The sequence below is a fragment of the Alloalcanivorax venustensis genome, from assembly GCF_047495515.1.
Taxonomy (GTDB): Bacteria; Pseudomonadota; Gammaproteobacteria; order Pseudomonadales; family Alcanivoracaceae; genus Alloalcanivorax; species Alloalcanivorax venustensis.
The window spans coordinates 3,278,952-3,305,610 of sequence record NZ_CP179934.1; the positions used below are offsets into that span (position 1 = coordinate 3,278,952).

General features: G+C 58.9%; 19 protein-coding genes and 1 pseudogene. 12 read left to right on the forward strand and 8 right to left on the reverse strand.

Going from position 1 to position 26,659, the window contains the following annotated elements; genetic code table 11:
• Positions 1–2: 2 nt before the first annotated feature.
• The 6 genes and pseudogenes from ACMG4O_RS15350 to ACMG4O_RS15375 all read left to right on the forward strand — a co-directional run bounded on the left by ACMG4O_RS15350 (position 3) and on the right by ACMG4O_RS15375 (position 4,747).
• Positions 3–878 carry an alpha/beta fold hydrolase gene (locus tag ACMG4O_RS15350; protein WP_232802237.1) on the forward strand — a complete coding sequence of 292 codons (876 nt, stop codon included), beginning with the start codon at positions 3–5 and terminating at the stop codon, positions 876–878.
• Between the two features lie 17 nt (positions 879–895).
• Positions 896–2,077, forward strand: coding sequence for a lipid-transfer protein (locus tag ACMG4O_RS15355; protein ID WP_116028215.1), 1,182 nt, complete (start codon positions 896–898; stop codon positions 2,075–2,077).
• A gap of 12 nt (positions 2,078–2,089) precedes the next feature.
• Positions 2,090–2,548: a MaoC family dehydratase N-terminal domain-containing protein gene (locus tag ACMG4O_RS15360; RefSeq protein ID WP_014994410.1), complete on the forward strand. Its 459-nt coding sequence runs from the start codon at positions 2,090–2,092 to the stop codon at positions 2,546–2,548.
• Positions 2,545–2,964: a MaoC family dehydratase gene (locus tag ACMG4O_RS15365; RefSeq protein WP_116028216.1), complete on the forward strand. Its 420-nt coding sequence runs from the start codon at positions 2,545–2,547 to the stop codon at positions 2,962–2,964. Before ACMG4O_RS15360 ends, ACMG4O_RS15365 begins: the two co-directional genes overlap by 4 nt.
• Positions 2,965–3,002: 38 nt before the next feature.
• Entirely contained in the window at positions 3,003–3,827 is an 825-nt protein-coding gene (locus ACMG4O_RS15370; protein WP_116028217.1) for an SDR family NAD(P)-dependent oxidoreductase, read from the forward strand.
• 4 nt (positions 3,828–3,831) lie between these two features.
• Positions 3,832–4,747, forward strand: a pseudogene (locus tag ACMG4O_RS15375) (acyl-CoA dehydrogenase family protein).
• A gap of 203 nt (positions 4,748–4,950) precedes the next feature.
• Here the strand turns inward: ACMG4O_RS15375 and ACMG4O_RS15380 are convergent.
• The 4 genes from ACMG4O_RS15380 to ACMG4O_RS15395 all read right to left on the reverse strand — a co-directional run bounded on the left by ACMG4O_RS15380 (position 4,951) and on the right by ACMG4O_RS15395 (position 11,598).
• Positions 4,951–6,735: an AMP-binding protein gene (locus tag ACMG4O_RS15380; RefSeq protein ID WP_116028219.1), complete on the reverse strand. Its 1,785-nt coding sequence runs from the start codon at positions 6,733–6,735 to the stop codon at positions 4,951–4,953.
• A gap of 340 nt (positions 6,736–7,075) precedes the next feature.
• Positions 7,076–8,695, reverse strand: a complete 1,620-nt coding sequence (locus ACMG4O_RS15385; protein ID WP_414434108.1) for a class I adenylate-forming enzyme family protein — start codon at positions 8,693–8,695, stop codon at positions 7,076–7,078.
• A gap of 125 nt (positions 8,696–8,820) precedes the next feature.
• Positions 8,821–9,864 (reverse strand): BtrH N-terminal domain-containing protein, encoded by a 1,044-nt coding sequence (locus tag ACMG4O_RS15390; protein ID WP_414434109.1) that lies wholly within the window; start codon positions 9,862–9,864, stop codon positions 8,821–8,823.
• 93 nt (positions 9,865–9,957) lie between these two features.
• Entirely contained in the window at positions 9,958–11,598 is a 1,641-nt protein-coding gene (locus ACMG4O_RS15395; RefSeq protein ID WP_414434110.1) for a 3-(methylthio)propionyl-CoA ligase, read from the reverse strand.
• A 686-nt stretch (positions 11,599–12,284) separates the two neighbouring features.
• On the opposite strand from ACMG4O_RS15395, the gene ACMG4O_RS15400 reads away from it, so the two are divergent.
• The 6 genes from ACMG4O_RS15400 to ACMG4O_RS15425 all read left to right on the forward strand — a co-directional run bounded on the left by ACMG4O_RS15400 (position 12,285) and on the right by ACMG4O_RS15425 (position 21,077).
• Entirely contained in the window at positions 12,285–13,565 is a 1,281-nt protein-coding gene (locus ACMG4O_RS15400; RefSeq protein WP_221929751.1) for an OmpP1/FadL family transporter, read from the forward strand.
• Positions 13,566–13,600: 35 nt separating this feature from the next.
• Positions 13,601–16,678: an Ig-like domain-containing protein gene (locus tag ACMG4O_RS15405; RefSeq protein WP_138774255.1), complete on the forward strand. Its 3,078-nt coding sequence runs from the start codon at positions 13,601–13,603 to the stop codon at positions 16,676–16,678.
• A 118-nt stretch (positions 16,679–16,796) separates the two neighbouring features.
• Positions 16,797–17,762 (forward strand): alpha/beta fold hydrolase, encoded by a 966-nt coding sequence (locus tag ACMG4O_RS15410; RefSeq protein ID WP_202552920.1) that lies wholly within the window; start codon positions 16,797–16,799, stop codon positions 17,760–17,762.
• Positions 17,743–19,245 carry a flavin-containing monooxygenase gene (locus ACMG4O_RS15415; protein WP_080530902.1) on the forward strand — a complete coding sequence of 501 codons (1,503 nt, stop codon included), beginning with the start codon at positions 17,743–17,745 and terminating at the stop codon, positions 19,243–19,245. Before ACMG4O_RS15410 ends, ACMG4O_RS15415 begins: the two co-directional genes overlap by 20 nt.
• Before the next feature lie 24 nt (positions 19,246–19,269).
• Positions 19,270–20,133, forward strand: coding sequence for an SDR family NAD(P)-dependent oxidoreductase (locus ACMG4O_RS15420; protein ID WP_080530901.1), 864 nt, complete (start codon positions 19,270–19,272; stop codon positions 20,131–20,133).
• Positions 20,134–20,165: 32 nt separating this feature from the next.
• Positions 20,166–21,077 (forward strand): metal-dependent hydrolase, encoded by a 912-nt coding sequence (locus tag ACMG4O_RS15425; protein ID WP_194855024.1) that lies wholly within the window; start codon positions 20,166–20,168, stop codon positions 21,075–21,077.
• 72 nt (positions 21,078–21,149) lie between these two features.
• On the opposite strand, the gene ACMG4O_RS15430 is transcribed toward ACMG4O_RS15425, so the two are convergent.
• Genes ACMG4O_RS15430 through ACMG4O_RS15445 form a run of 4 tightly spaced genes read right to left on the reverse strand, consistent with a single transcriptional unit; the run spans position 21,150 to position 26,617 of the window.
• Positions 21,150–22,748, reverse strand: a complete 1,599-nt coding sequence (locus ACMG4O_RS15430; protein WP_233918099.1) for a GMC family oxidoreductase — start codon at positions 22,746–22,748, stop codon at positions 21,150–21,152.
• Complete coding sequence (locus tag ACMG4O_RS15435; RefSeq protein WP_138774259.1) at positions 22,741–23,853, reverse strand: acyl-CoA dehydrogenase family protein; 1,113 nt, start codon at positions 23,851–23,853, stop codon at positions 22,741–22,743. Before ACMG4O_RS15435 ends, ACMG4O_RS15430 begins: the two co-directional genes overlap by 8 nt.
• Positions 23,854–23,862: 9 nt before the next feature.
• Positions 23,863–25,023, reverse strand: coding sequence for an acyl-CoA dehydrogenase family protein (locus tag ACMG4O_RS15440; RefSeq protein ID WP_089033112.1), 1,161 nt, complete (start codon positions 25,021–25,023; stop codon positions 23,863–23,865).
• A gap of 43 nt (positions 25,024–25,066) precedes the next feature.
• Positions 25,067–26,617 (reverse strand): long-chain-fatty-acid--CoA ligase, encoded by a 1,551-nt coding sequence (locus ACMG4O_RS15445; protein ID WP_138774260.1) that lies wholly within the window; start codon positions 26,615–26,617, stop codon positions 25,067–25,069.
• Between the last annotated feature and the right edge of the window lie 42 nt (positions 26,618–26,659).

The window sequence follows — 26,659 nt, forward strand, 5'->3', positions numbered from 1 at the left end:
ACGTGATCGAGCGTGACGGATTCACTGCCCCGGACGGGCGGCAAATCGCGCTGTGGCGCTGGCCCGGATCGCGCGAACGCCCCACCCTGCATTGGGCCCATGCGACGGGCTTCCATAGCCAGGTTTACCGCTCGCTGCTCGACGAATTGGCTGACGATTGCAACGTGCTGGCCTGGGATATGCGGGGCCACGGGGCCAGCGCCGAGGCGGCCGATATTAAAACATTCCGCGGTTGGGAAACGTACTACGAAGACCTTGTCGCTTGGCTGGAAAGTCTGGATGAGCCTGTCTGGCTTGCGGGTCATTCGATCGGTGCCACGACCAGTATCATGGCCGCGGCCCGACGACCGGACAAGGTGCGGGGCTTGATCCTGGCGGAACCGGTGATCATGGATCCCTGGCAGGGCTGGCGATTGTGGTCGGCCAAGCTGCTACGCCAGTCACAGCGGTTTTCACTGGCCGCCGGAGCGGCACGTCGCCGCAGGGTGTTTGACTCGCGCGCCGCCGCACTGGAGAACTTTCGTGGCCGTGGTGGCTTCAGAACCTGGCCGGAAGCATGGCTGGAAAACTATGTTGAGCACGGCCTCGTGGCCCATGATGATCGTTTTCGCTTGGCCTGTACGCCGGAATGGGAAAGCACCACCTTTGCCCATACCGAACACAACCCCTGGCCCGCCGTCCGACGATTGCGGTGTCCGATGGTCGTACTGGCCGCGGAACGCGCCTCAACCTTCTCGCCAAGGGCGCGCCGGCGCCTACATGCCTTGCTACCCTCCGCCGAGTTGAACGTTCTGGCTGGAACAACCCATTTTCTGCCCATGGAGCGACCGGAAGTGGTGCGGGATGCAGTGCGACAAGCAATGCACGGTGATACCTAGAGGGTAAGGAGAAAAGCATGAAACACACAGCGGTGATCAGCGGCGTCGGCATGGTGCCGTTCGCGAAACCCGGCGCCAGCGCGCCCTACTACCAGATGGGTGCCGAGGCGGCGCGTCAGGCCCTGGCCGATGCCGGGCTGGACTACGCCAAGGTGGAGCAAGCCTACGTGGGCTATGTCTATGGCGATTCCACCTGCGGCCAGCGAGCGCTCTATCCAATCGGCATGACCGGCATTCCCGTGATCAACGTCAACAACAATTGTTCCACCGGCTCGACCGCCCTGTTCCTGGCGCGCCAGGCGGTGGAGTCCGGCGCCGCCGACTGCGTGATCGCCCTGGGCTTCGAGCAAATGAAGCCGGGAGCGCTGGGCAGCTACTACAACGACCGGCCGACCCCCTTCGAACCCTTTGACCGGATCTGCGAGGACCTGGTGGGACAGCCCGAGGTGCCGCTGGCGATCCGCTATTTTGGCGGCGCGGGCATGGCGCACATGGACAAGTACGGCACCAAGGCGGAGACCTTCGCCAAAATACGCGCTAAGGCGAGCCGGCATGCCGCGCGCAACCCGGTGGCGCTGTTCCGCAAGGAAGTGACAGTGGAGGAAGTGATGGACTCCCCGGTGTTGATCGGCCCAATGACCCGCCTGATGGCCTGCCCGCCGACCTGCGGCGCGGCGGCGGCCATCGTCTGCTCCGAAGCCTTCGCCAGGGCCAACGCTCTCGATCACCGAGTGCGCATCCTGGCGCAGGCGATGACCACCGACACACCGAGCACGTTCGAGGCGCGCAACATGATGCAACTGGTCGGCTATGACATGACGCGCACCGCCGCCGATCAGGTTTACGAGACCGCTGGCATCGGTCCGGAGGAGCTCGACGCCGTGGAACTGCACGACTGCTTCGCCACCAACGAGCTGCTGACTTATGAAGCACTACGGCTGGCGCCGGAAGGTGGCGGCGAGCAGATGGTCGAGGACGGCGACAACACCCACGGTGGGCGCGTGGTTACCAACCCCTCGGGCGGGCTGCTTTCCAAGGGTCATCCATTGGGCGCCACCGGGTTGGCGCAATGCACCGAGCTGGTCCAACAGCTGCGAGGACAGGCCGCGGACCGCCAGGTCGAAGGCGCGCGCATTGCGCTCCAACACAATCTCGGCCTGGGCGGCGCCTGCGTGGTGACGATGTACCAGGCCACCTGAAGAGGACGAACTATGATCGACACTAAACACATCGGGCTGCGCCTGCCGACCGTCAGCTTCGAGGTCGAGAAGGGGCGGTTACGTTTTTTCGCCAAAGCCACCGGCGAAACGCGGCCCGAGTACCTCGACGAGTCTGCGGCCCGGGCAGCCGGCTACCGTAGCCTGCCGGCACCACCAACCTTTCTGATGGGCGCCGACCTCGATGCCGGAACCATGACCACGTTGCTCGAAACGCTGAACGTGCCGATCGGACGCATCCTGCACGGCGAGCAAAGCTTCACCTATCACGCGCCGGTATGTGCCGGCGACGTGCTCAGCGTCGAGTCAAAGATTAGCGACATCTACGGCAAGAAGAGCGGTGCGCTCGAATTCATCGTCAAGGATTCGCTGATCAAGGACGCGACTGGCGAGACCGTGCTCGAGGCACGCAGCGTGATCGTCGTCCGCAACCCGCAGGAGAACGCAGCATGAACGCCCCCACTCGTGACCAGGTCAAGGTCGGCCAGGCGCTTCCGCCACTCGAGCTTCCGCCCATCACGCGCGCGACGCTGGCACTGTTCGCCGGCGCCTCGGGTGACCACAACCCGATCCACATTGACATCGACTTTGCCAAGGCCTCTGGCATGCCGGACGTGTTCGCGCACGGCATGCTGCCGATGGCCTATTTGGGCCGCTTTCTGACCCAGTGGGCACCGCAGACCCGGCTGCGCCGGTTCTCGGTCCGCTTCGCCGCCATCACGCCAGTCGGCGCACGGCTGAGTTGCACCGGCAAGATCGTTGAAATCACCGAGGACGGCCACGAAACACTGGCCCGGCTCGAGATCGGCGTGGTCGATAAACAGGGTGAAGTCAAGCTCGCCGGCGACGCCCTGGTGGCGCTGGCCTGAAACACGTCCTTTCCATCACCAACAAAGCAGGACTGCGTATGAAACTTCAAGATAAAGTGGCCATCGTCAGCGGCTCAGGGCGCGGGATAGGCCGGGAAATCGCCCTCAAACTCGCCGCCGAAGGCGCCAGCGTGGTAGTCAACGATCTTGATGCCGCCCCGGCGGAGGAAACGGTCGCGGCGATCAAGGACGCCGGCGGCAGGGCCGTGGCCTGCATCGGCAGCGTGACACAGGAGGATTTTGCCGAACGCTTTGTGAACACGGCAATCGAACAGCTGGGCGGTCTGGACATCATCGTCAACAACGCCGGCTACACCTGGGACAACGTGATTCAGAAAATGAGCGATGAGCAGTGGCAGGCGATCATGGACGTGCACGCCACGGCGCCCTTTCGCATTCTGCGCGCGGCCTCCGAATACTTCCGCGTGCAGGCCAAGAAAGAAGCCGCCGAAGGGCGCGAGGTATTCCGTAAGGTGGTCAACATCGCCTCGATCGCCGGCACCGGCGGCAACGCTGGACAGGCCAACTATTCGGCCGCCAAGGCGGCGGTGATCGGCCTGACCAAGGCGATGTCCAAGGAATGGGGCAGGCTCAAGGTGAACGTCAACTGCGTGGCCTTCGGACTGATCAAAACGCGCCTCACAGAGGCGGAAGCAGGCTCTGATGCGAGCATCGATGTGGAAGGCCGCAAGATCAAGGTGGGCGTCAACCCCGATCTGCTCAAGACCATGGAGGCCATGGTGCCGCTCGGTCGCGCCGGCACGCCGGCCGAGGCCGCCGGGGCCGTCTATCTGTTTTGCACTCCGGAGTCGAACTACATCAGCGGTCAGACGCTGCTCTGTGGCGGCGGGTTCTCAATGTGAGGCCATGGACACCATGACGTTTAATCAATCACCCTGGATGGACGAAGAGCTAACGCTGTTCCGCGACAACGTCCGGAAGTTCATCGCCACCGAAATCACCCCCTTCGAAGAACACTGGGACTCCCAGCAGCACGTCGAGCGCACGCTGTGGACAAGGGCAGGCGCCGCCGGCCTCCTGTGCACCGACGTGCCGGAGAAATACGGCGGGGCGAGAACATGTGGTCAACGGGTCGAAAACCTTCATCTCCAACGGCCATCACTGCGGCCTGCTGATCGTCGTCTGCAAGACCAATCCGGCCGAGGCCGCCAGGGGCGTCTCGCTGCTGGTCGTCGAACAGCCGGGCGAGCAGCCCGGCTTCCGCCGCGGCCGGCTTCTGCACAAGATCGGCCAGAAAGGTCAGGACACCGCTGAGTTGTTCTTCGATGATCTGCGGGTGCCGGCCGAGAACCTACTCGGCGGCGAAGAGGGCCAGGGCTTCTACCAACTTATGAACCAACTGCCACGCGAGCGCTTGATCATCGGCGTCGGCGCCATCGCTGCCGCCGAGGCGGCCCTGGAGCACACCTTGGCCTACGTGCGCGAGCGCAAGGCCTTCGGCAAGCGTCTGCTCGACTTCCAGAACACGCGCTTCCGGCTCGCCGAGCGGCGCACCGAAGTGACTCTCGGCCAAGTGTTCATCGACCACTGCATCCAGCGCCTGATCGCCGGCGCACTCGACGCGGAGACGGCCTCAATGGCCAAATGGTGGTGCACGCAAAAGCAGTGCGAGATCGTCGACGAGTGCCTTCAATTCTTCGGCGGCTACGGCTACATGCTCGAGTATCCCATCGCGCGCTTGTACGCCGACGCCCGGGTACAGAAGATCTACGGCGGCACCAACGAGATCATGAAGGAGCTGATTGCGCGGGGGCTCGATTGAATGCGATTCACGTCACCGGGCTTCCGTCAGCCGGATGGCGATATCGCCAGTCCCCGGGGCCGCCGCCGCTGGCGTTGACCCCACCTCGCGATAGATGCGCCCGTGGTTGACGTTCTCCATGATCAGCCGGGAGCCGGCCGGATCCTATACAAGATTGACAGGTCGGTAACAGCCAGAGCGCGCAAGGCATTTCCAACAGCCCGCTAACCGTGCCGGGCGACACCTTTCCAGTATTTCTCCTCAAGCTGCTTTTTCGGTAGCTTGCCGGCCAAGTTGCGGGGCAGCTCGCCAAAGTCCACGATCTTCGGCAGCTTGAAACCGTACAACCCCTCCGTCTTGCAGTGCTCGATGATCTCCTTGCGAGTGGCCTGCTGGTGCTCTTTGAGCTCAATTACCGCCGCCGGCACCTCGCCCAGGTCCTTGTCCGGCGCCCGCACCACGGCAACGTCAAGAACCGCCGGATGCCGCTTGATAACCGTCTCGATCTCATTGGGGAAAAGATTCACCCCGCCGGAGATGATCATTTCCTTGATCCGCGAAGTCAGGTACAGAAAACCATCCTCGTCCACATAACCAATCAGACCATCGTCGTACCAGAGCTTGCCCTCGACCCCGATATAATTCTCCTTCATCTTCTCTTCGCTGAGGCCGACGTAGTTCAGCGCAAGGGCCATCGGGGAGCGCACGAGCACCTTCCCTTCCTTGCCGGGTGGGGTCCAGGTGCCGGTCTCCTCGTCATAGATCCGGCATTCCGCCGCCCGCAGCTTGCCAACGCTGTCGTAGCGCTTTGGGTTCTCCTGGTAGTCCTCGCTGGCGAGAACGCTGATCAGGCCGCTCTCCGAAGCGCCGTAGTATTCATGGAAGACATCATCCGACGCTCCCTGGCGGCGGAACAGCGTGTTGATCTCGCGCTTGACCTTGGGCGGACAAGGCGCCGCCGCGCAAATGATTACCCGCATGCTGGAAAGGTCGTATTGGGACTTCAGAGCCTCGGGCAGTGCCAGGATGCGCTCGAGCATGGTCGGGGCGACGAAGGTCCAGTTGATACGCTCGTCCTGAATAAGTTTAAGCATGAGCTCGGGATCGAACTTGCTCATGGGCACCGCGGTGCCGCCGAGAAAGAACGGCAACACCGCGATCTGTACCCCGGCATGATACAGCGGCCCCGGAATCAGCGTGCGGATGTTGTTGCTGATCGGATCCCGGATTTTGCCGATCTTGTAGAAATGAAAGGCCGATATCTGCATCAACCCCAACCGGGTCACCTCCTCCTTGGAGGCGCCCCGCCGCGCCTCGGCCGAATCCGATGTCAGCCGGTCCCGGTCGATGTTGATGTATTTCGGCGTCCCTGTGGTACCGCCGCTGTAGGTCTTTGGGGCCATGCCCAGCTTGCCGCTTGGGAGTATGGACCGGCTGTCCCGGATCAGTGACTCGTAGGCGATCATACCCTCGGGCAATTCGTCAGCATCAACCACGATGAAGTGTTCGACGGTGGTCAACTGATCACGAACCGACTGTACCGCTTCCACAAAGGCGCCCCCCAATACCAGAGCCTTTGGCGAGGCCTTGTTGATACATTCCGCCAACTCCTTGGGCTGGAGATGCCAATTGAGCATCGGCATGGGATTGTCCCTGAGCGTACAAGCCAGCATCAATTCGAACCATGGCGCGCCGTTGTGCATCACCTCGGCCACCGCCTCGCCTTCGCCGATACCCAGCCGGTGCAGGCCATTGGTCAGGCGGAGAACTCGATCCCTGAATTGACCGAAGGTGACCCGACGATCACCGTCGACAATCGCCTCACGATCTCCCCAATGCTCCCATAGAGCAAGCAGGAATTGCCGCGGAAGCTCCTGTCGCTTAAGCCGGCTACGCCACGCGGCCCGGACGCCACCAATCGCCAACGCGCCCCAACCAAACTGGCCCAAAATCTCCCTGAGGGCCGCACGGGCTTCGGGCATTGCTTTCAGCTGGGCTATAGCGGACATTTCGAAGATCTCCTGACTGGTGTTATGTTGTTATGGCAGGCGCGAGACGGGGTTGGTAACCCGCCCGTTTCCGTGGTTTCCACCGAACCGGACGCGCGCGAAACTGGACCGCAACCCGTTCAAACTCGTCGACGATTTCGGTGTTGTCGAAACGCTTAAAAGTTCCTCCCACAGGATGCGCGGTTGCAATTAGGCCAGCCGGCTGTCTATGCAACGGTGGAAGTTTCAGCAGCACCATCTGTTCCCGACCATGGTTGCGTGACAGCAGCCTAGCGAGGTCATTTTTTGACAATACGGGGTCATTTGGAGACACCCTATGAGAGGCATGACGGCGAACCGGCTACAGGGCTCGCAATTCCTTCTTCAGAATCTTGCCCACCGGATTGCGGGGAATGGCGTTGATCAGTTTCATCTTTTCCGGCAGCTTGTAGACACTCATGCCCTGCTCCCTCAAGTAGTCGTTGATTTCCTCCAGGGTCGGCGGGTTATCCTCGTCAACAGGCACCACGCAGATACAGATCCGCTCGCCCATGATCTCGTCCGGTTGGGGTATGACCGCGACGTCCCGTACCTTGCCGAAGCCCAGCACCGCGTTCTCCACCTCCACACTGGAGATATTGTAACCACCCCGAATCACGATGTCCTTCTTGCGGTCATAGAACCCTAGGTGCCTGTCATCCCGCATGATGAAAAGGTCGCCGGTGCGGAAAAAGCCGTCATAAGTGAACGAAGCCGCGGTAATATCCGGGCGCTGAAAGTAGCCCGCGAACACACCCGGGCTGCGATAGCAAAGCTCGCCGATGCCACCTGGTTCGGTTATCTCCTCATCCTCATCGCCGAGAATTTTCAGCTCGACCCCGCTGACGCCGGAAGGCCATTGGACTCCTGCCTTGCCCCACCAGGGCAGGTGATCCACCCGCATCTCCAGGTCCGGCACATCGGCCGGGCCGGCTACCAGACTGGTGCCCTCGTTCTGGCCCCAGATGTTGACGATCTCGATGCCCCAGCGGCGCTTGAACTCCTGCATCGACCAGGCCGAGGGGGGCGCCGAACCAGTGGTGATGGTCCTCACGCTGGAGAGATCCAGCTGGTCCACGTTGGGCAGCTTGACAATCATGTTCAGCATTGCCGGTACCAGAATCGTGTACTCGATGTGCTCCTCGGTCAGCTGGCGCAACAGGATTTCCGGCGTAATCGGGTGATGCAGCACCAGGGTGCCCCCCGCCGCCAGCCAGGGGAGGTAGTTCACCCCTACCGCCGTCATGTTCACCAGCGGTGCCACACACAGGATACGGTCACCCTCGCGCAGGCCACAGGTGGTGAACACCAGGTTGGTCATGTACTCCCAGTTGTTGTGGCTCATGGGGCAGCCCTTGGGGTTTGACTCAGTGCCCGAAGTCCAGCACAGGGTGAAGATGTCATTGGCATCCACCGGCACCTCCGGGACCCGGCCCGGATCTCCATGGGCGATATCGGTCAGCGCCGCCAGACCAATGTAGTGCTCGAAGCCCAGCTCCTGCCCCAGGGCCCGGTAATCAAAGCCGTGGAAGCTTTCCACCGAGGCGTAGAATCTGGCGCCGGTGATCTCTTTCACATAGCCCACATCCTTGCTTCGCCATTGCAGGGGCAACGCGGAAAGCAGACCGCCGGCCTTGGCCGCCGCCAGATAGAGCATGGCCAGCTCCCAGATGTTCGGCAACTGCGCCACCAGTAGGTCGTCCTTGCCGAAGCCCCGGCGTGCCAGCTCGGCGGCGGTGGCGTCCACGGCCCGACCAAACTCGGCCCAGCTGAGCCGCTGGGGCGGTGTGCCGACCAGCTCGTCACGATTGGGTGGATCCACCACCGCTTCCCGGTCCGGGTAGGCGGCACGATTGGCGGCAAAGCGATCCAGCAGGGTTCTGTCACCCCAGTAGCCTTTATCGGAGTATTCCTCGATCAGTTCAGGTTCGTGTAAGATCATTTACCCTATTCCTCCAAGCTTATTGGCCCCAACCGAGTCCGCGCTCGCTGCGCCTTACCGCCTTGTGGTTCATGGCTGGCATCCGCGAGCGGCGGGTCGGGTCTCGCCGGCGCTCACCGCCGACTCTACGGGCTTGCCGCCTCCTCCAGCGCCTGCACCGCGCGTTGCTCGGATGACGGGAGTTGTTCGGCATGGACGACGAGCGCCCGCCAGTCAAGCTGATCGGCGGCGGCATATGTAGCAAGACGGCTCCAGGCGTTGGCGCAGTCGAGCAGGACGTCGGCGGCACGGGCAAAGGATCGATCGCCCGTGAGGCGGGCAACCTCGGCGCAGAATTCCGCTTCGAGGCGGCGGAACAAGCCACCGCCTGTGCCGGCTTTCTCGACGAAGACCGGTAAGACCCTTAGCGATGCGTTAAGCTGGTCATCAGTCAGGCTATCTCCCCAGGTGGCCAGATCGTCGACGAAGATATTGACGCCCTTCAGGCCGGAGGCGACCACACCATCGGCGGGCAGGTCCGCCGGATCGAACAGCGTCGCATCCGTGCCGCGCATATTGCGCGCCGCGCTTGCCGCTGCATCGCGCGCCACCGGCAGTAGCTCAGGCAGCCGATCAGGAAAGCGTATCGGGTAAGTCGCGTGGCGATTGGGATCGGGAAAGCCATGGGAGGCACGAGCTCGCGCCAGAGCTTTTAGGGGGACTTCCTGCACCTCCTCGCGATCGTTGTCCACCACCCGGGCGACGCCGCGCCTCTCGTCGTAGCCGATGACGACGATGTCATGACGGGTGTTGGATAAACGTACCCTGAGATACGGCAGCTCGGCGATGTCAGCCCAGATCATCACGGGACGGCCGGCGTCGATTTCGTCGGCGACCCAGCGCCAACCCTCGTCCGGATCGTCGGTTTGGCGACGCTCGGTTTCAATGCCGAGGCGGTGGCAGAAGTCGAGCTCCATGTCACCGTTGCGCCCTACCAGGTAGATGGGAGGCGTGAGTTCGGATACTCTCATATACATAAAGGACAGCCCGCCGCCGAGGCCGAACACGAGCCCCTCGCCCGGCGGCCCGTCCCAGCCAAGCCCGGCCCATTCCAACAGGTCGCGCAGTGCGCCCGAGCCGCAGTGCCCACCCATCCGGTGGGGATAGTTGGAGATTTGCACGCATTTCATTCCACTACTCCAGCTGTGTTCAAAGACCTGAGCCAACGCCGGTTGGCATACCGCGAGCTCACTCCGCCGACGAGGCGCGGATTGAGGCCTTTTTTAACCACCAACCTCTGGCAACGAATAGTCCTTGAACTGCTCGCGCAATTTGGCCTTCTGTAGCTTGCCGGTCGCCCCGTGCGGCAGTTCGTCGACGAATACCACGTCATCCGGCAGCCACCATTTCGCGACCCGCTGGCTCAGATAGTCGATCACGCCCTGCTTGTCGAGCTGGCTGTCCGGCTCGCGCACCACCACCAGAAGCGGCCGCTCGTCCCATTTCGGATGATGCACCGCTATGACCGCTGCCTCGGCGATCTCGGGATGGCCCACAGCTTCGTTCTCAAGATCGATGGAACTGATCCACTCGCCTCCGGACTTGATCACGTCCTTGGTGCGGTCGACGATCTCCATGTAGCCTTCGGGGTCGATCTTGGAAACATCGCCGGTGCGGAACCAGCCCTCGCTGTCGAAGGCCTTGGCGCTGGCTTCAGGGTTTTCGTAGTAGCCGCTGATGATCGCCGGGCCGCGCACCAGCAGCTCACCGAAGGACTTGCCGTCCCGCGGCAGCGCTTGACCGTCGTCGTTGACGATCTTCATCTCCACCCCGAACACCGCACGCCCCTGCTTGGCCTTGATGTCGAACTGCCGATCAAGCGGCAGATCGGCGTCCTTGGGACGGATCATCGAAACCGTGCCGATCGGACTCATCTCGGTCATGCCCCAGCCCTGCAAGCCTTCGACGCCGTACTTCTCCTGGAATTCGCGCATCATCGCCCGTGGCGCGGCCGAGCCGCCGATAAGAACACGCTTGAGAGAGGTGAACTTCTGCTCGGTCTTACGCATATGACCAAGAAGCCCGAGCCACACGGTGGGCACACCCCAGGCCTCGGTGACGCCCTCGTTATTAATCAGCTCGGCCAGGCTCTCGCCATCGAGCTTCGGCCCCGGAAAGACGATCTTCGCGCCCACCATTGGCGCGAAGTAGGGGACGCCCCAGGCGTTAACGTGGAACATCGGCACCACCGGCAGCACGGCACTCTCCTCGCCCAGATTCATTCCGGGGATGGTCAACACCGAGAAGGCGTGCAGCAGCGTCGAGCGGTGCGAGTACAACACCCCCTTGGGATTGCCGGTGGTGCCGGAGGTATAGCAGAGCGACGAAGCGGTATGCTCGTCGAACTCCGGCCAGGCCATTTCATCGGACTGCTCGCCGACCAATTCCTCGTAGCACATCACGTTGGGCAGCGAGGTTTCGGGCATATGAGCGCGGTCGGTCATGACGACGTAGCCCTTCACGCCTTCAAACAGACCTTGCAACTTCTCCAGCAATGGAACGAAGGTCAGATCAAGGAAAATGTACTGATCCTTGGCGTGATTGACGATGTAGCCGAACTGCTCGACCGGCAGACGCGGATTGATTGTGTGACAGATCGCCCCAATACCGGAGACCGCGTAATACAGCTCCAAGTGCCGATAGGTGTTCCAGGCCACCGTCGCGATGCGATCCCCGGCCTGGACGCCCAGCGACTTGAGCGCGTTGGCCAACTGGCGGCTACGCTTGGCCGCATCTTCGTAGTTGTAACGGTGCAGGCCGCCTTCCGGAGTCCGGGACACGATCTCCTGCTCTGGATAGCTGGCGGCCGCGTACTCGATGATATGGGAAATCATCAAAGGCCGGTCCATCATTAATCCACGCATCTGTCTCTCCTCAATCAGTCGATTTTCTCTGGCGGTTTCTGTCGGATGGCGTATTCGGAACCGCAACAGTCGACAGAACAAAATAGTATTTTTGAGCGCACTGGAGGCCCCGCGATTGTAACCGGGCGTGGCCAAGGCCCCGAACGCACCGGGAAGACGGCGATCCTTGCTCGCCCATACCCTCCCGAGCGCACCAACGACGGCGCCCCAGAGCGGTCAAGGACCACTGTCCGCGCGATGTCCCGAGCCCGTGTGCTGCTCGCGAAACCGGAGCATCACGCCGCCAGTGGCCGGGCAGCTCCAAGGTGCCGAAAGTGGCCCAGATCCACGAGGACTTCCTCCGCACCGGGACCGGCAAGGCCAGAAGCGCACCATACCCACCGAACTGCGCGACTTTTCGCTGGAGCGGAAGGCGGCTGCTGGCGACGACAACACCGTAAAACCTTAAATTTTCATTGACTGATAAGCAATTTTTCGTATTGCCTCAAAACCAAGTCCAGCGCATTGTTTGTTCGACCAAACAAAGCATGCCAAATGCCACCCCCGAATAACAAAAAGGATGATTCCCTATGACAATAATCAGGTCTCACCATCAGTCCCGCAGATATCTTTTCCTCCCCAACGCGGGGCTTCGGGTCCGTCGTGCCTTGGCCGTTCTGATAGTCGTGCTGCTCCCATGCGAGGTAATGGCCGGAGCGGGCGATGCAGCAAGCACCTACGGCCTGGGCCCCATTCACGCCGGCTCGGCCCAGGCGTTCAGCGCTTTCCACAGCGGTGCTTGGGCCACCTACTACAACCCGGCGGCACTTGCGCGCTCGCCGGAAGGTGAACTCACAGTGGTCTTTCAGCACGGTGACCAGGAGTTGCGTGCCGAATCACTTGGCGGAGCCGCACCATTCGATCGCGAAAACGATGTGCTCACGGACCAGAGTTCGGAGTTACTGCTTCTTGGTATCAAGACCCGTGTCGCCGGCGCGGCGGACTTGGACACACCGATCTATCTTGGTATTAACGTCGGCGTGGATGAGTATGCCTCCAACGCGCTGCCCTTCGCGGCCAATACCAGTCAGGAAGGCCAGTTCCTGCGTTTTGAGTCGCAACCCTTGTATCTCGCTTTTGGTGGGGCGGTTAGCAACCTCCTGCGCGGCGTTGATATCGGTGCCTCGGCAAGACTCACGCTGGCGGCCCAGGCCCGCCTTGAAGCGGTCTCCGATCTGTCCGGCAATACCGACTCCGAAGAGCTCTCTCTGGAAGCCGAACCGACATTGACGCCCTCGCTGGGCATTAACGTCAACCTGAGCGATACGCTGTGCGGTTCGAGCGCCTGCCTGCCTTTCGCGCTTAAACCGGAGCTGGCGTTGTTCTATCGAGGGGAGTCGGAGTACGACGTCAGCGTGGACGCCAACGTGGTGATTCCCGGTGTCATACCCGAGCCGGGCCTTGATCTTGCGCTGGCCACTCTCGACACGTTCCAGCCCCAGGTATACGGAATCGGATTGCTGATGCCTTTAGGTAAGTTCGAGCTGGTTGCGGCTGTAGAGCGCCAGTATTGGTCCGATCTTGAGAGTGAATTCGCCGGTGACACGGTCAGGGACCAGGCTGGGCTGCGCTTTAATGACACCACCGTTCCCCGCATCGGCGTCCGTTACACGTGGTCGGACGCTCTTAAACTTTATGGGGGTGTGGCCGTCGAGGATTCCCCACTTCAATCGACCCGGTCCCAGGATGTCAACTTTCTCGACAGCGACCGTATCGTGGTCGGTGTTGGCGCCGATTACCGCCTGAAACGCGCGCCGATAATCAATATGCCCCTTGTGATGTCCCTGGCTTATCAATACCAGCAGCTTGATGAAAGAGAGTTCAACCTCACATCCATCAACTCGCCAACCAATCCCAACCCCTACGAGACCGTTCGCGTGGATGGCGACATACACGTCATCTCGGGTTCCCTGTCACTCAAATTCTAGACCGCGATGGCGGAGCTGAATTCAGGAGAGTAGAGATGAATAAACAAATAAACATTCGGCCGCGGTACGTTTCGTTTGCCCTTTGGGTGTTCGGGCTGATGTTGATCAGTGCGTGCGGCGATGACGAAGGCAAAGTCGTCAATCCATGGCGCGCTTCGGACACACTGGTGTTCGCTTACCCCTACCCTGGCCAGCAGGAGGTGCCGACGAGCGGCAATGTCGTGCTGCGTTTCTCAACCACACTGAGTGACGAGGTGAGCGGCGATGTCGAGGACCGTCTGCGGCTCGCCGACGACGCCGGAAACGCCGTGCCCTTTACCCCCGAAGTGATCGATGGCGGCCGGGGGCTGGTACTGAAACCACGGACTTCACTGTCGCCCAATACGCATTATCGGCTGAGTGTCAGCGAGGCGGGCCTGGGGCGTATCGACGATACCGTATTCAAAAATTTTCAATTTCACACGATGGGCGCCCATGCGGGGTTCGCCGACGCCGTCGGCAGTGACGGCTTTAAGATACTTGGCATCACACCTCTGGATCCCGATCCACTGCTGGCCGGCATCGAGGATGCCAGAATAAATGATATGAGCACGCTACGCATGGTCTTCAACCGGCCGCTCGACCCGGCCACCACCGTTTATGGCAAGCAGATCACGCTTGTCGACGACCAGGGCCAGCTGATCGACGCCTCCGTGCTACTGCAGGGGCGCTATTTGATACTGGATCCGCGCCAGGACCTGGACTCGGTAGAATACACGTTAGCATTATCGGGGCTCCGCAGTCGTGATGGTTCTCTACTTCCGGAAGTCGAACGCCAGTTCACACCCATGGGCACACAGCCGCGCGAAACCACGGTCATCAAGGTCGGTTCCCTAGGCGAGCAACAGCCGGACCTGCAATCCCAGCTGACGGGAAGACCGGTCAATCAGGTGCCATTGGACAGCTTTATCATCGGTGACAGCGCCGTTACCGAACTGACGGGCTCGCTGGCCGCGGACCTGGGCTTTGTCCCGGACTTTGCCGATGCCGTCCCCCTCCGGGTGCCGGCCGGCACGGTACTGCGAGGCGCGCCGGTCGATGTCAACATTCTGGGGGAAATCCCCGCCGGTATCGATACCGGCGACCTGCAAATTACCCTTCTCAGTGACGCCAACGGCTATCTGATTCCCAATCCCTTCAGTACCGAGGCGACGGCGCCTCGCTATGCACTGCTGAGAATGGATGCGGCCATGACCGCGGAGGGAACCATCGCCAATGCCGCCCTCAGTCAGAATCTGCTCAATATCCAGGTCGTCGGTCTCGCCATTGTCGAGGATGGCAAGCTGGTGCTGGATGCGATCTCCGTGGTCGACCCCGACATTCTCGGCCTTGAAAAGGCTGGTGCCCAATTATCTTTCCGCATGGAGTCCTTCGCCGGGCAGCGAAACCCGCCAATGCCTGAGCCGGATCTACGCCCTCTGGAATTACAATCCTGGTCGCCGGGTGAGGACTTCCAGGCCAACACACGCCCGGGGGATCCGGTCATTCTGAACTTTAACAAGGCGATTGATCCCGCGTCGGCGTTTCTTGATGGCGCTATCAACGTCCAGGTTAACGGCACTTCGCTACCACCTGAAAACGTCTCGATGCGTGTCGACGGCGCCACCGTCATCCTCGAAGGCACCGGAATCGTGGAGCACAACCAGGACGTCGAAATCATACTGACCAGCCAGCTACGGGACACGGCGGGCAACCCTCTGAGCAAGGATTACACCCTTGATATGCGCCTTGACGATCTGTTTTTGCCGAATGACAACCGCGACAGCCTTCGTGCGCCCTTGGTAGCCGCTGTTTTCCCCGGATACCCCTGTGCTCTGACCGACGCCCGGCTAATCGGTGAAAGATCACAATGGCGTAACGGACGCTGCCAGGGCGGCCAGGGAAGCGACCCCCTGTTCCCCGTGGTCGGGCTTTTTCGAGAGTACCCTATACGGGTCATCTTCAACCGCCGTATAGATCCGGCAACAGTCAACGGCGACACTTTTTTCGTCGAGCGTCGCGATGCCGGTGGGGATTGGCAACCGGTGCCGGGCCACCTCGACGTGCTGGCGCAACGGGTTGAGTTTTTCCCTGACAGCCCTTGGCGAGACGGTCAGCTATATCGCTATACGTTGCGCTCGGAGCCCACCAGTCCCGACTGCGGAAACAACGCCATCTGCACACTGGACGGTGCTGCCTTGCAAACACGCCAACTGTCACAGAGCAGCGACACGGCTCCAGCGCCGCGCGAGGGAGGTCCCGATATGGTAAACCACTTTGTCGTGACCGGTGACGATCAGCGTTATACCCTCGTATCCCTGCGTTCCCTACCGACGGTCGACGTAAATGCCAATCTACAGGTCGACAATTCAGAACAAGGTGCCACCGACGACAATGGTGTCATCAAGGCGCCCGCCAACCACCTGCGGTTGGAGCTGCGGGACACCGGGGGCGTGATTACCAACGCCAACCTGGGCTGCTCAATTGGCGAGGACTGTCCGGAGAAACGCTTCGCGTTCGTCAGTACCGGCGCGTTGCAGGCCGGCCCCCGGGAATACGACTCCGCCGTCTCCATCAACCGTAGACTGATTGACGATAACCCGGACACGGATGATCGGACCACGGGCGCTGTTCGTGTTTCCGTCTTTCCAACTACGCTGACCACCACGGAGGTCTTTCTCGAAGCCAGAGCGTTAGGCCTCATCACCATTGGTCTCGAGACAGGTCCCTTGGTTCTGCGTTTACTACCCGAGGGCGATTCACCGTTTATTGAAGGCTACATCACCGAGACAGAGGACGGTCCCTGGTTCAGCACCACCTTCGACCTGTTGATAGACGCGCCTGAACTGGAACCCAGGCTGATTATTGAACTTGGGCACGATATTCGCAGCAAACGGGTTAACAACGTCACTCTCGAAGGACCGCTTCGGTTCGTCGACGATGGCAGACTGATACTCAAGGTCTCCAATCCCGACCCGCTGACCATTCCCGCCAACATCGACCTGATCGGCATCGGTCTGGCGTCGGTTGAACTTGAAGCACCTCCCTTGGGAGTGGACCTGACCTTCACGTTCCTTCCGGTGAAGGATTTTTAACGTGTTATACCCCGGCCGTTACAAACTGATCTGAAAGGGGCTGGAGAAGCATTGCCGTTGATATATTCAATCTGTAATATTGGTTGGACGACCAAATGTATTGCCGGAAGAGTTGACTATGACTGACTCTCAGACGACGACATCGTCCGCGCATTGCGGCCTTCGACGCAGTGTTCGGGTGCGATTCACTGGCAGTGAGGGGTTGAATCTGTGGGCCAGCCGCCATGGTGAAGACACGGCGCCCCCCGTATTGCTCCTGCACGGCGGCGGGCAGACCCGCCATGCCTGGTCCGACACGGCGATCGCACTGGCCGATGCCGGCTACTGCGCGTTTAGCCTGGACGCACGAGGCCACGGCGAAAGCGACTGGTCTCGAGAAGGCGACTACAGTGCCCGAGCCCTTGCAGCGGACCTCAGCGCGGTGATTCGCTCGCTACCGGCCCGGCCGGTTATCGTCGGCGCGTCCATGGGTGGCCTGACCGCTTTGCTCACGCTTGGCGAAGACACCTCCCTGGATTGCGAGGCACTGGTACTGGTCGACGTGGCGCCAAGATTGGAACCTCGGGGCGTCCGCCGGATCATCGAATTCATGCGTCATCATCAGGACGGATTCGAGACGCTGGAGCAGGTACGCGATGCTATCACCGCCTACAACCCGCGCCGCCCGCCATCAAAAGACCTCTCCGGGCTACGCAAAAACCTGCGTCAACACGGTAATGGCCGGTTTTACTGGCACTGGGACCCAGCTTTTCTCAACCACGCGAACGCGCCAACCAAGGCCGGGAGCATGTTCGACCGAGCAAGGCTGGAGCTGGCGGCCCGCCAGTTGGACGTACCGGTGCTTTTGATACGTGGCTACTACAGCGATGTTCTTAGTGACCGGGGCGCAACAGAGCTGCTCACTCTAATACCAGAGGCACGTTATGTCGTTCTGAAACAGGCCGGCCATATGGTCGCGGGAGACCGTAACAGTGTTTTTACCGAGGCGGTACTGCAATTTCTGAAAGAACGGCCAGCCGCCACTGAGCCGGAATCGTGCCGCACTGCCACTACGGAGCAACACCATGAAACACCCTTATCTTGATGTTCTGATCGTCGGTGCGGGCCTGTCGGGAATTGGCGCGGCGTGTCACTTAAAGGAAAAATGCCCCAACGTCCGTTTTGGAATCGTTGAACGACGCAAACGGATCGGAGGCACCTGGGATTTATTCCGCTATCCCGGCATCCGCTCCGATTCCGACATGTTTACCCTGGGTTATAACTTTCGGCCCTGGACCGATACCAAGATGCTTGCCGACGGCCCTTCTATCCGTCGGTATATTGACGACACCGCACGCGAATACGATGTGAAACGCCGAATCCAGTTCGGTCTGAAAGTGATCTCGCAATCCTGGCATAGCGAAAAAAAACACTGGATCGTCAAAGCCATCGACGAAGCAACCGATGAAGAGCACCAGTTCAGCACCGGCTTTGTATTCCATTGCACCGGATACTACAAATACGACTCCGGCTACACACCGGAGATTCCGGGGATCAACCAATTCCGCGGTGACGTAATCCATCCGCAACACTGGCCGGAAAACTACGATTACACTGGCAAACGGGTGGTGGTTATTGGCAGTGGCGCCACTGCCGTGACGCTGGTTCCGGCTATGGCCGACAAGGCGGATCATGTAGTGATGCTGCAGCGCTCGCCCACCTATGTAGCCACCGTGCCGGAGCAGGATCTGATATCCAGGAACCTGCGCCGCATTCTGCCGGAGATGGCCGTTTACCGGCTGGCCCGGACCCGCAATATTCTGTTGCAAAGAGCGGTATATCGACTTTCTCTGAGTAAGCCCAAGGCGATGCGACGCCTGCTTTTGGCGACAGCGCGCCGGCAGCTCGGCCCGGAGGTCGATATGCGGCATTTCCAACCCCATTACAATCCCTGGGAAGAACGCATGTGCGCCGTTCCCAAGGGTGATCTCTTCAAGGTTATCCGCGAAGGCCAGGCCTCCGTGGTCACCGACCACATCGAAGCGGTCACCGAAACCGGGATCCAATTGAAGTCCGGCGCTCATATCGACGCTGATGTTCTGATCACAGCCACTGGCCTTGATTTGCAGCTATTCGGTGGCGCGAGGTTGGAAGTCGACGGCCGTGAGGTTCATGTGGCGGACGCCCTGATGTACAAGGGACTGATGCTCGAAGGGGTACCAAATATGGCCCTGGTGTTCGGTTACACCAACGCTTCTTGGACGCTGAAGGCCGACATCGCCTCTGAATTCGTCTGCCGCCTCCTGAATCACATGCGCGATATTGGCGCCCGGGTGGTCACACCCGTCGATGGACAAGGGAGCAAGACCCAGATGAACTTTCTTAATTTACGTTCCGGATATGTTCTTCGCGCCAACGACCGCCTCCCTCGTCAGGGCAGCAGGACCCCCTGGCAGAATCTTGATGACTATTTGCGTGACCTGCCCGCATTACGCTATGGCAATCTCGAGGATGGCCACCTTCGTTTTGAGGGAAGTAGCATCAAGCGCGGAAGGAACAGCGTATTTCGCAAGTTACTGAGTGCCTGATCCGCCTACCTGTTGGAGCATATTATGAAACGTTTTTACGGGAAAGTCGCTGCGATTACTGGTGCCGGTTCAGGCATAGGTCGAGCGACCGCCATGCTGCTGGCTAAAAAAGGCTGCCATTTGGCTCTGTCGGATATTGACGAAAACAGTCTAAAAGACATCGCCATCGACCTGCGCGACTACCCGGTCAGAGTCACCACCCATGTTGTTAATGTAAGCCGAAGGAATGAGGTCTATCGGTATGCGGATCAATGTGTCAAGGAGCACGGACAGGTTAACTTGATAATGAACAATGCCGGCGTTGGACTCGGAGAAACCGTCGATGCCATGAGCTATGACAACTTCGAATGGCTTATGAACATTAACTTCTGGGGGGTGGTATACGGAACCAAGGCCTTTCTGCCTTACCTCAAGCAATCCGGCGACGGCCACGTGATAAACATCTCGAGCATCTTTGGCATCATTGGAGTCCCCACCCAATCAGCCTATAACGCCGCGAAATTCGCTGTTCGAGGGTTCACCGAGTCGCTGCGCGAAGAACTGGACATTGAGCGAAGCTGTGTCAGTGCAACCTGCGTGCACCCGGGCGGCGTCAAGACCAACATTGCGCGTAATAGCCGAATGGGTGATATGGGGAACATAGCCCCGGGCAGCAAGGAGGAAATTACGGAACTTTTCGATCGCATCGCCCGGTCCACGCCGGAACAGGCAGCCAACGCTATCCTCCACGCGGTTCGCAAGAACCGGCGTCGCGTGTTGATAGGTAATGACGCAACGATACTGGACGCCGGCCAACGCCTGATGCCGGCGGGCTATCAGCGGCCCCTCGAAGCGCTCTTTCGAATGCGACAGGGGCGGCAAAAAATGTCTAGTCAATCATCGCAATAAGCAGGATCAAACTTCAAAAAGAGGGCCGAGTCATGGCTTTAAAGAAGAGAACTAGTGCAAAGACGTCCAATGTCCTGAACGGTGCGTCAGTGGGCATCCCTCCCCGTCACATAGACTTCCAGTTTCCGGACACAACACCAAAGTACTTCTATGCGGACAACGCTACGGCAACCACATTCTTTGCCATGCTGTCGGGGTTCTTTCCACCCGGCGAGCGCTACTTCATGGATTCGGTGCGTTATTTTCGAAGCCATGTCACCGACACGCAGCAGCGAGCGGCCATTTCCGGATTCATGGGGCAAGAAGCCATTCATGGTCGCGAGCATGACCGCCTTAACGAATTGCTTGCCGAGAGGGGCTTCGACATGGACACTCCGGACCGCTTCGTAAAATTCGGCCTCCGCATTCTGAAAATGTTACCGAAGAGAACCCAGCTTGCCGCCACTACTTTCATGGAACATTTTACCGCCTTGCTTGCGGAGCAGCTATTGGAAGACGAGACGTTTCAAAGTCTGGCCGACCCGGAGATGATAAAGATATGGCAATGGCATGCTCTTGAGGAGCTTGAACACAAATCTGTTGCTTATAACGTTTACGAAATCATCGGCAATAGTCACGGTGAGCGGATCGCAGCGACGGCGGCATCCCTGGTTGTGCTCTTGCCGATGTTGGGGATCACTTGGGCATGGATGCTCGCCAAGGACGGGAAGCTGGGCAGCGTCAAGGACAATGCCATTGGATTGAACGTACTGTTCGGTCCAAAGGGATTTGTCTCCGGGATTATGCGCCGCCTTCCGGAGTTCGTTGATCGACGTTACCATCCTGACAATCACGACACGCGGGCACTGGAAGATACGTGGCGACAACGCCTGTTCGCTGAAAATGGATCACTATACCGAGCTTACAGAAACCGTCCCGACAGCGACCAAGTCAAGATGGCCTAATATCCGAATTCCGCCGCCCCAAAAGACCTGGGGACGACATTAGCACTACCGTTTGGTGGCGCTAATGTCGTCTCATCGTTGATCCTGAATGATATAACCAGCCGCTTTCTCGCCGATCATCATGCTTGCCGCGTTAGTGTTGCCACTGATCAAAGAAGGCATGACGGACGCATCAGCAACGCGCAATCCTAACACGCCCCTGACTCTTAACCGATCATCCACTACGGCCAGATCATCCACCCCCATACGGCAAGTGCCCACCGGATGATAAATAGTTTCAGCGCGCTGCCTGATATCGTCCTCAATTTGGGTATCAGTTACCACATCGCTCGCCGGTAGATCTTCTCCTCCAAAAACCTCGGCGAAAGCTTTTGTCTGGAACACCCGCCGAGCCAGTTTGACGCCCTCTCTCAGGACGCCAAGATCGTCAGCATCGGAAAGATAACAGGGATCGATGAGCGGGGCGCTGAGAGGGTTGCTATCGGCGAGACGAATCCAACCGCGGCTTTTAGGCCGCAACTGGCATACATGAATGGTGCAGCCAAAGCCTGACGTGAATTCCCTGCCATGATCGCGCAAAAATGCGGGCAGAAAATGCATCTGCACATCCGGGCGCGTCCCTTCGCCGACATTAATAAACGCCCCCGCCTCAGCCGCATTGCTGGCTAGAAAGCCGCGCCGATGGCGGAAGTACTGATAGAACGCTCGCATCAAACGCGGTAGAAAGTAAGGGGAGAAGCCAATTGACTGTTTGCTACGATCGTGAATCGAAATAGTCATATCCAGATGGTCTTGAAGATTACACCCCACCTCTGGACAGTCCACCAGACAATCAACGCCAACACTTTGTAAATGGTCACGGTCACCAATGCCTGAAAGCATCAGCAAATGGGGCGAGTTGATTGCCCCACCCGAAAGTACGACTTCCCGATTTGCCCGAACGGTGTGAGATGAGCCGGCCGTATCGCTATACTCGACGGCTACCGCACGTCCATTTTCGATCACTACCCGGGAAACCATTGCATTAGTCAGAATGGTCAAATTACCGCGGTTCCTCGCCGGATCGAGAAACGCCCTCGCGGCGCTCCAGCGTCGCCCATCTTTTTGCGTCACTTGGAATTGGCCGAAGCCGCGCTGCGATTCACCGTTGAAATCATCGTTACGCTTTTCGCCTAGTTCTTCCCCGGCGCGAATGAACAACTCAGTCAGCGGATTAGGATCCCTGACCCGAGTGACGTTCAGCGGTCCTCCGTTACCGTGCCAGGCGTCCGGCGGATACTCCTCATTGTGCTCATGCGCGTTGAAGATGGGCCGGACATCATCCCACCCCCAACCCTTCAGCCCGCTGTCCCGCCAGGCATCGTAATCCTCAGGTTGTCCACGAATATAAACCATGGCGTTGATTGAGCTACTGCCACCGAGAGTTTTTCCACGGGGCCAATAGAGCTGCCTACTGTCAAGCGCTCGTTGAGCCACTGTTTGATAACCCCAGTTACGCTTGCCCTCCCTGATCAAACCGATCACCCCGAACGGCACGTTCACAAACCCGCTGTTGTCGTGCGGACCCGCCTCCAGCAAGCAAACAGAGAATCGGCCGGACTCGCTTAGTCGGTTGGCCAGGACACAACCGGCGGATCCCGCTCCGACTACGATGAAATCATATTCATCCACGATCGCACTCCTCTCCGAGGGCGGCGATACGATCAAGATGGTAGTCACCATGGCCGTGTGTTAGGGAGCAGTACGTCATGAGACGAAAGTAATGGCCTATATCAAGCTCTTCGGTGACCCCGATACCGCCGTGAATCTGGATCGCCTGTTGCGCGATCTTTACCCCCTTGTCGGCGTAGTACGCCTTGGTGGCCGAACAAGCGTGTTCCCGCTCGAGCGTATCGTCTAGATCCGCTTTGACGGAAACCATGAACAGCATCGACTCCAACTGTTGAAGATCCGTGAACATATCCACAAGGTAATGTTGGATTACCTGGAAGCTGCCGATCGGCGCACCGAACTGCTTCCGCGTCTTTGCGTAATCAAGAGTGCGCTGATAAAGCGCGCTGGCGGCGCCATACATGCGCGCGCAATCGAGCGCCTGCAGCCAGGCGACCGTCTTGCTGACGGCGCGCTCCACCTTCACGCCACGAGAAAGAATCATCTCCTCGTCAATCACCACGTCATCGAACAGTACATCGGCAAGCCGGCTACCGTCCAAGCCCCGATAGCGGGTCACCTCGCAGCCTTCAAGCGGCACAAGGACCAAGGTCAGCTCATCTCCAAGCATCGCCGTCGTCAGCACCCTATTCGCGCAGCCACCATCAGGAACGAAATTCTTCCGTCCAGACAATTTGCTACCGTTAATCGACAGGGATGGCTTCAAAATATTGTATCCGGCGTGATAGTCATAGAGCGCGCATGCCACTCTCTCATCATCATCGACAATGGATTGCAATACCTTCAATGCCCGCTCAGTACCCAGATACTCGAGAAGTTTTCCAGGACCGATCACCAGATCGACATAGGGATCCAGACACAAGACGGCGCCGGCTTCCCTAACAATCATCGCCACGTCGATCAGATCGCCGCCATAGCCTCCGACCGACTCAGGAAACGGCAGACCAAACCAGCCTAGCTCGCGCATCAACTCCCATCGTGATGGATCACAATGATTGAGTTGGTTGAGTTGTTGCATGTAGGTATCAAAACCATAGTGATCCTTGAGATACCGCCGCGCCGTATCGGCAACCATGGTCGTGTTATCGGAAAGATTGAATTCCATTATGACCTCTCATAAACCTAACAGCATCTTGGCAAGCACGTTCTTCTGAATCTCGTTCGATCCGCCATAAATCGTGCAGGCACGAAGAAAATTGTACCGACGAGGGGAATGATTAAAGCTTTCATTACCCACCGCTGATGAACTATCCCAGACAAGCGACATCAACCCGCCCATCTCGACCATCGCTTGGGACATTTTCTGCTGTAGCTCGGTACCCTTGATCTTGAGACCGGAAGACTCCGGTCCAAAAGGTCGGCCCTCGTCTGTCGCGGCAACGGTCCTAAAGTTGGTGTACTCCAACGCCATCAGTTCGACTTCCAGCTCGGCCACACGTCGTCGCGCCTGTTGCTTATCGATGTAATACGGAGCTTCGTCAATAGCCATCTTCATGCGCGCCAATGCATAGTGACTGTCGGCAACGCCGGCGATCGTTGTGCGCTCATGCGTTAACAAAAACTTGGCGATCGTCCACCCCATACCCTCCTTCCCCACCAGATTGTCCAGCGGCACCTTGACATCGGTGAAATACACTTCGTTGAGGTGATGGTGCCCATCAATGGTATAAATGGGACGAACCTCGATACCCGGCGTGTTCATATCTATTAGCAGGAAAGAGATGCCCTGTTGCTTCTTGGCATCGGGGTCGGTTCTGACAAGACAGAACATCATGTCCGCCCAATGCGCTTGGGTGGTCCAAATCTTCTGGCCATTGACCAGGTAATGGTCCCGTTTGCGCTCGGCGCGGGTTTTAAGGGATGCGAGGTCCGATCCGGCATTGGGCTCGGAATAACCCTGGCACCAAAGCGTCTCGCCGCTGGCTATCCCGGGCAGCCATCGCTCTTTTTGTTCCGCGGATCCGAACGTGTAGATCACAGGGCCTACCATGGCGACACCGAAGGGACTTACCGGAGGCGCCCCAGCCATGGCCCTCTCAAGATCAAAAAGATAACGCTGTGTCGCGGTCCATCCCGGACCTCCGTATTGTTCAGGCCAAGTTACCGCCAGCCAACCCTGTTTACCGAGCCGTTTCTCCCATTGCTGTTGCTGCGATTTTTCCGGCATTTCGCCAAGCGCGGAAATACGACTAATCTCTTCAGGAATATTTTCCCGCATCCATGCGCGTATCGTCTTTTGAAACTCCTGCTCTTCCTGCGTAAATTGCAAGTTCATAATTTTCCTCATCCAAGCAAGTGGTTTTGACAAGAATGATAAATCAGGTAACCGATCGGCCCATCCGCTCCCAGTAGGGTGCACGCAGCTCATTCTTGAGAATCTTGCCGGCGCCACTTATCGGCAATGGTTCACTACGGAACTCGATACTACGTGGAAGTTTGTAACCGGCAATCAACTCCCGGCAATGACTCAACAGCTCGTCTTCCGTGAGCACATGGCCTTGGCGAGGCACGACGATTGCATGCACCGTTTCAACCCATTCATCGTGGGGAATCCCCACCACCGCGCATTCCTGTACCGCGGGATGACTATAGATAGCACTCTCAACTTCGACCGAGAATATATTCTCCCCACCACTGATGATCATGTCCTTGACGCGATCGACGATGAAGACAAACCCGTCTTCATCCATATAACCGAGATCGCCGGTATGCAACCAGCCGTTACGCAGGGCCTCAGCGGAGGCTTCCTCCATTCCCCAATAACCCAGCATGACGTTCGGACCTCTGGCGCAGATCTCGCCAACTTCGCATCTCGGCCGCTCGGTATCATCCTTGTCAAAAATGGCAACCTCGACTCCCAGCGCGGCTCTGCCCGCGCTTCGAAGTTTGTCGCCTCCAGGGACATGGAAATCGGGTGGCAAGGCGGTGATGATGGGTGACGCCTCCGTCTGTCCATACCCTTGAGCGAACAGAGCGTCCGGCATCTGCTTCATGGCGCTGATCAATACTGACTCAGGCATGGCCGACGCTCCGTAGAGCATGCGCTTGACGCTACTTACGTCGAATTCCTTTATTCTTCCGGAGGACACCAGCAGATTGATCATCGTTGGCACGAGTAAGGCATGTGTAACTCTTTCACGCTCAATAAAAGAGAGCACATCGTCTATGTCGAAACGAGGTACGATGCCGTGCGTGCCACCAGCTAGCGTCACGGCAAAAGTGCTTGCCATATCGGCCAAATGAAACATCGGAGCCGCATGCATGTAGATCGTGCCGGACCCATAATCCATTTCCGGCACCACATTAAGCGCATTGAAGACAAGGTTGTCATGGCTCAGCATCACGCCTTTCGACCGCCCGGTGGTCCCCCCGGTATAGAACAGTCCGGCAAGCTCGCTCCCTCCTTCGCTGATATCCCGCATCGGATCGGATTCAGCGATAAGCGACTCATAGTCGACACAACCGTCCGGTAAACTACCGTCGCCCATGAAAACCACATGTTGAACGGTCTCAAGCAGCGGCCGCAGTTTTGACAGCATGTCGCTGAATGCATCATCGACAAACAGGATGGACGATGCGGAATCGTTCAGACTGTACGCGATCTCCGGCGGTGCCAGGCGGATATTGACGGGATTAAGAGCCCCGCCGGCCCATGGCACGGCGTAAAAATATTCTAGGTAGCGGTCGCTATTGAGTGACAAGATCGCGACGCGATTCCCTCTTTCCGCTCCCAAGGCGCGAAGGCCCGCGGCCAGGCGCGCAACACGATTCTCAAAAGCGCGCCATGACCGCTTTCTATCTTTGTAAATCGTGGCGATGCCGTCAGGATTTTGCTGGACCGCACGACGTAATGTTTGCGATATGATCATGGTATTTTCCCAGGTGGTTCAAAAAGCATCAGCCCCCAGTTG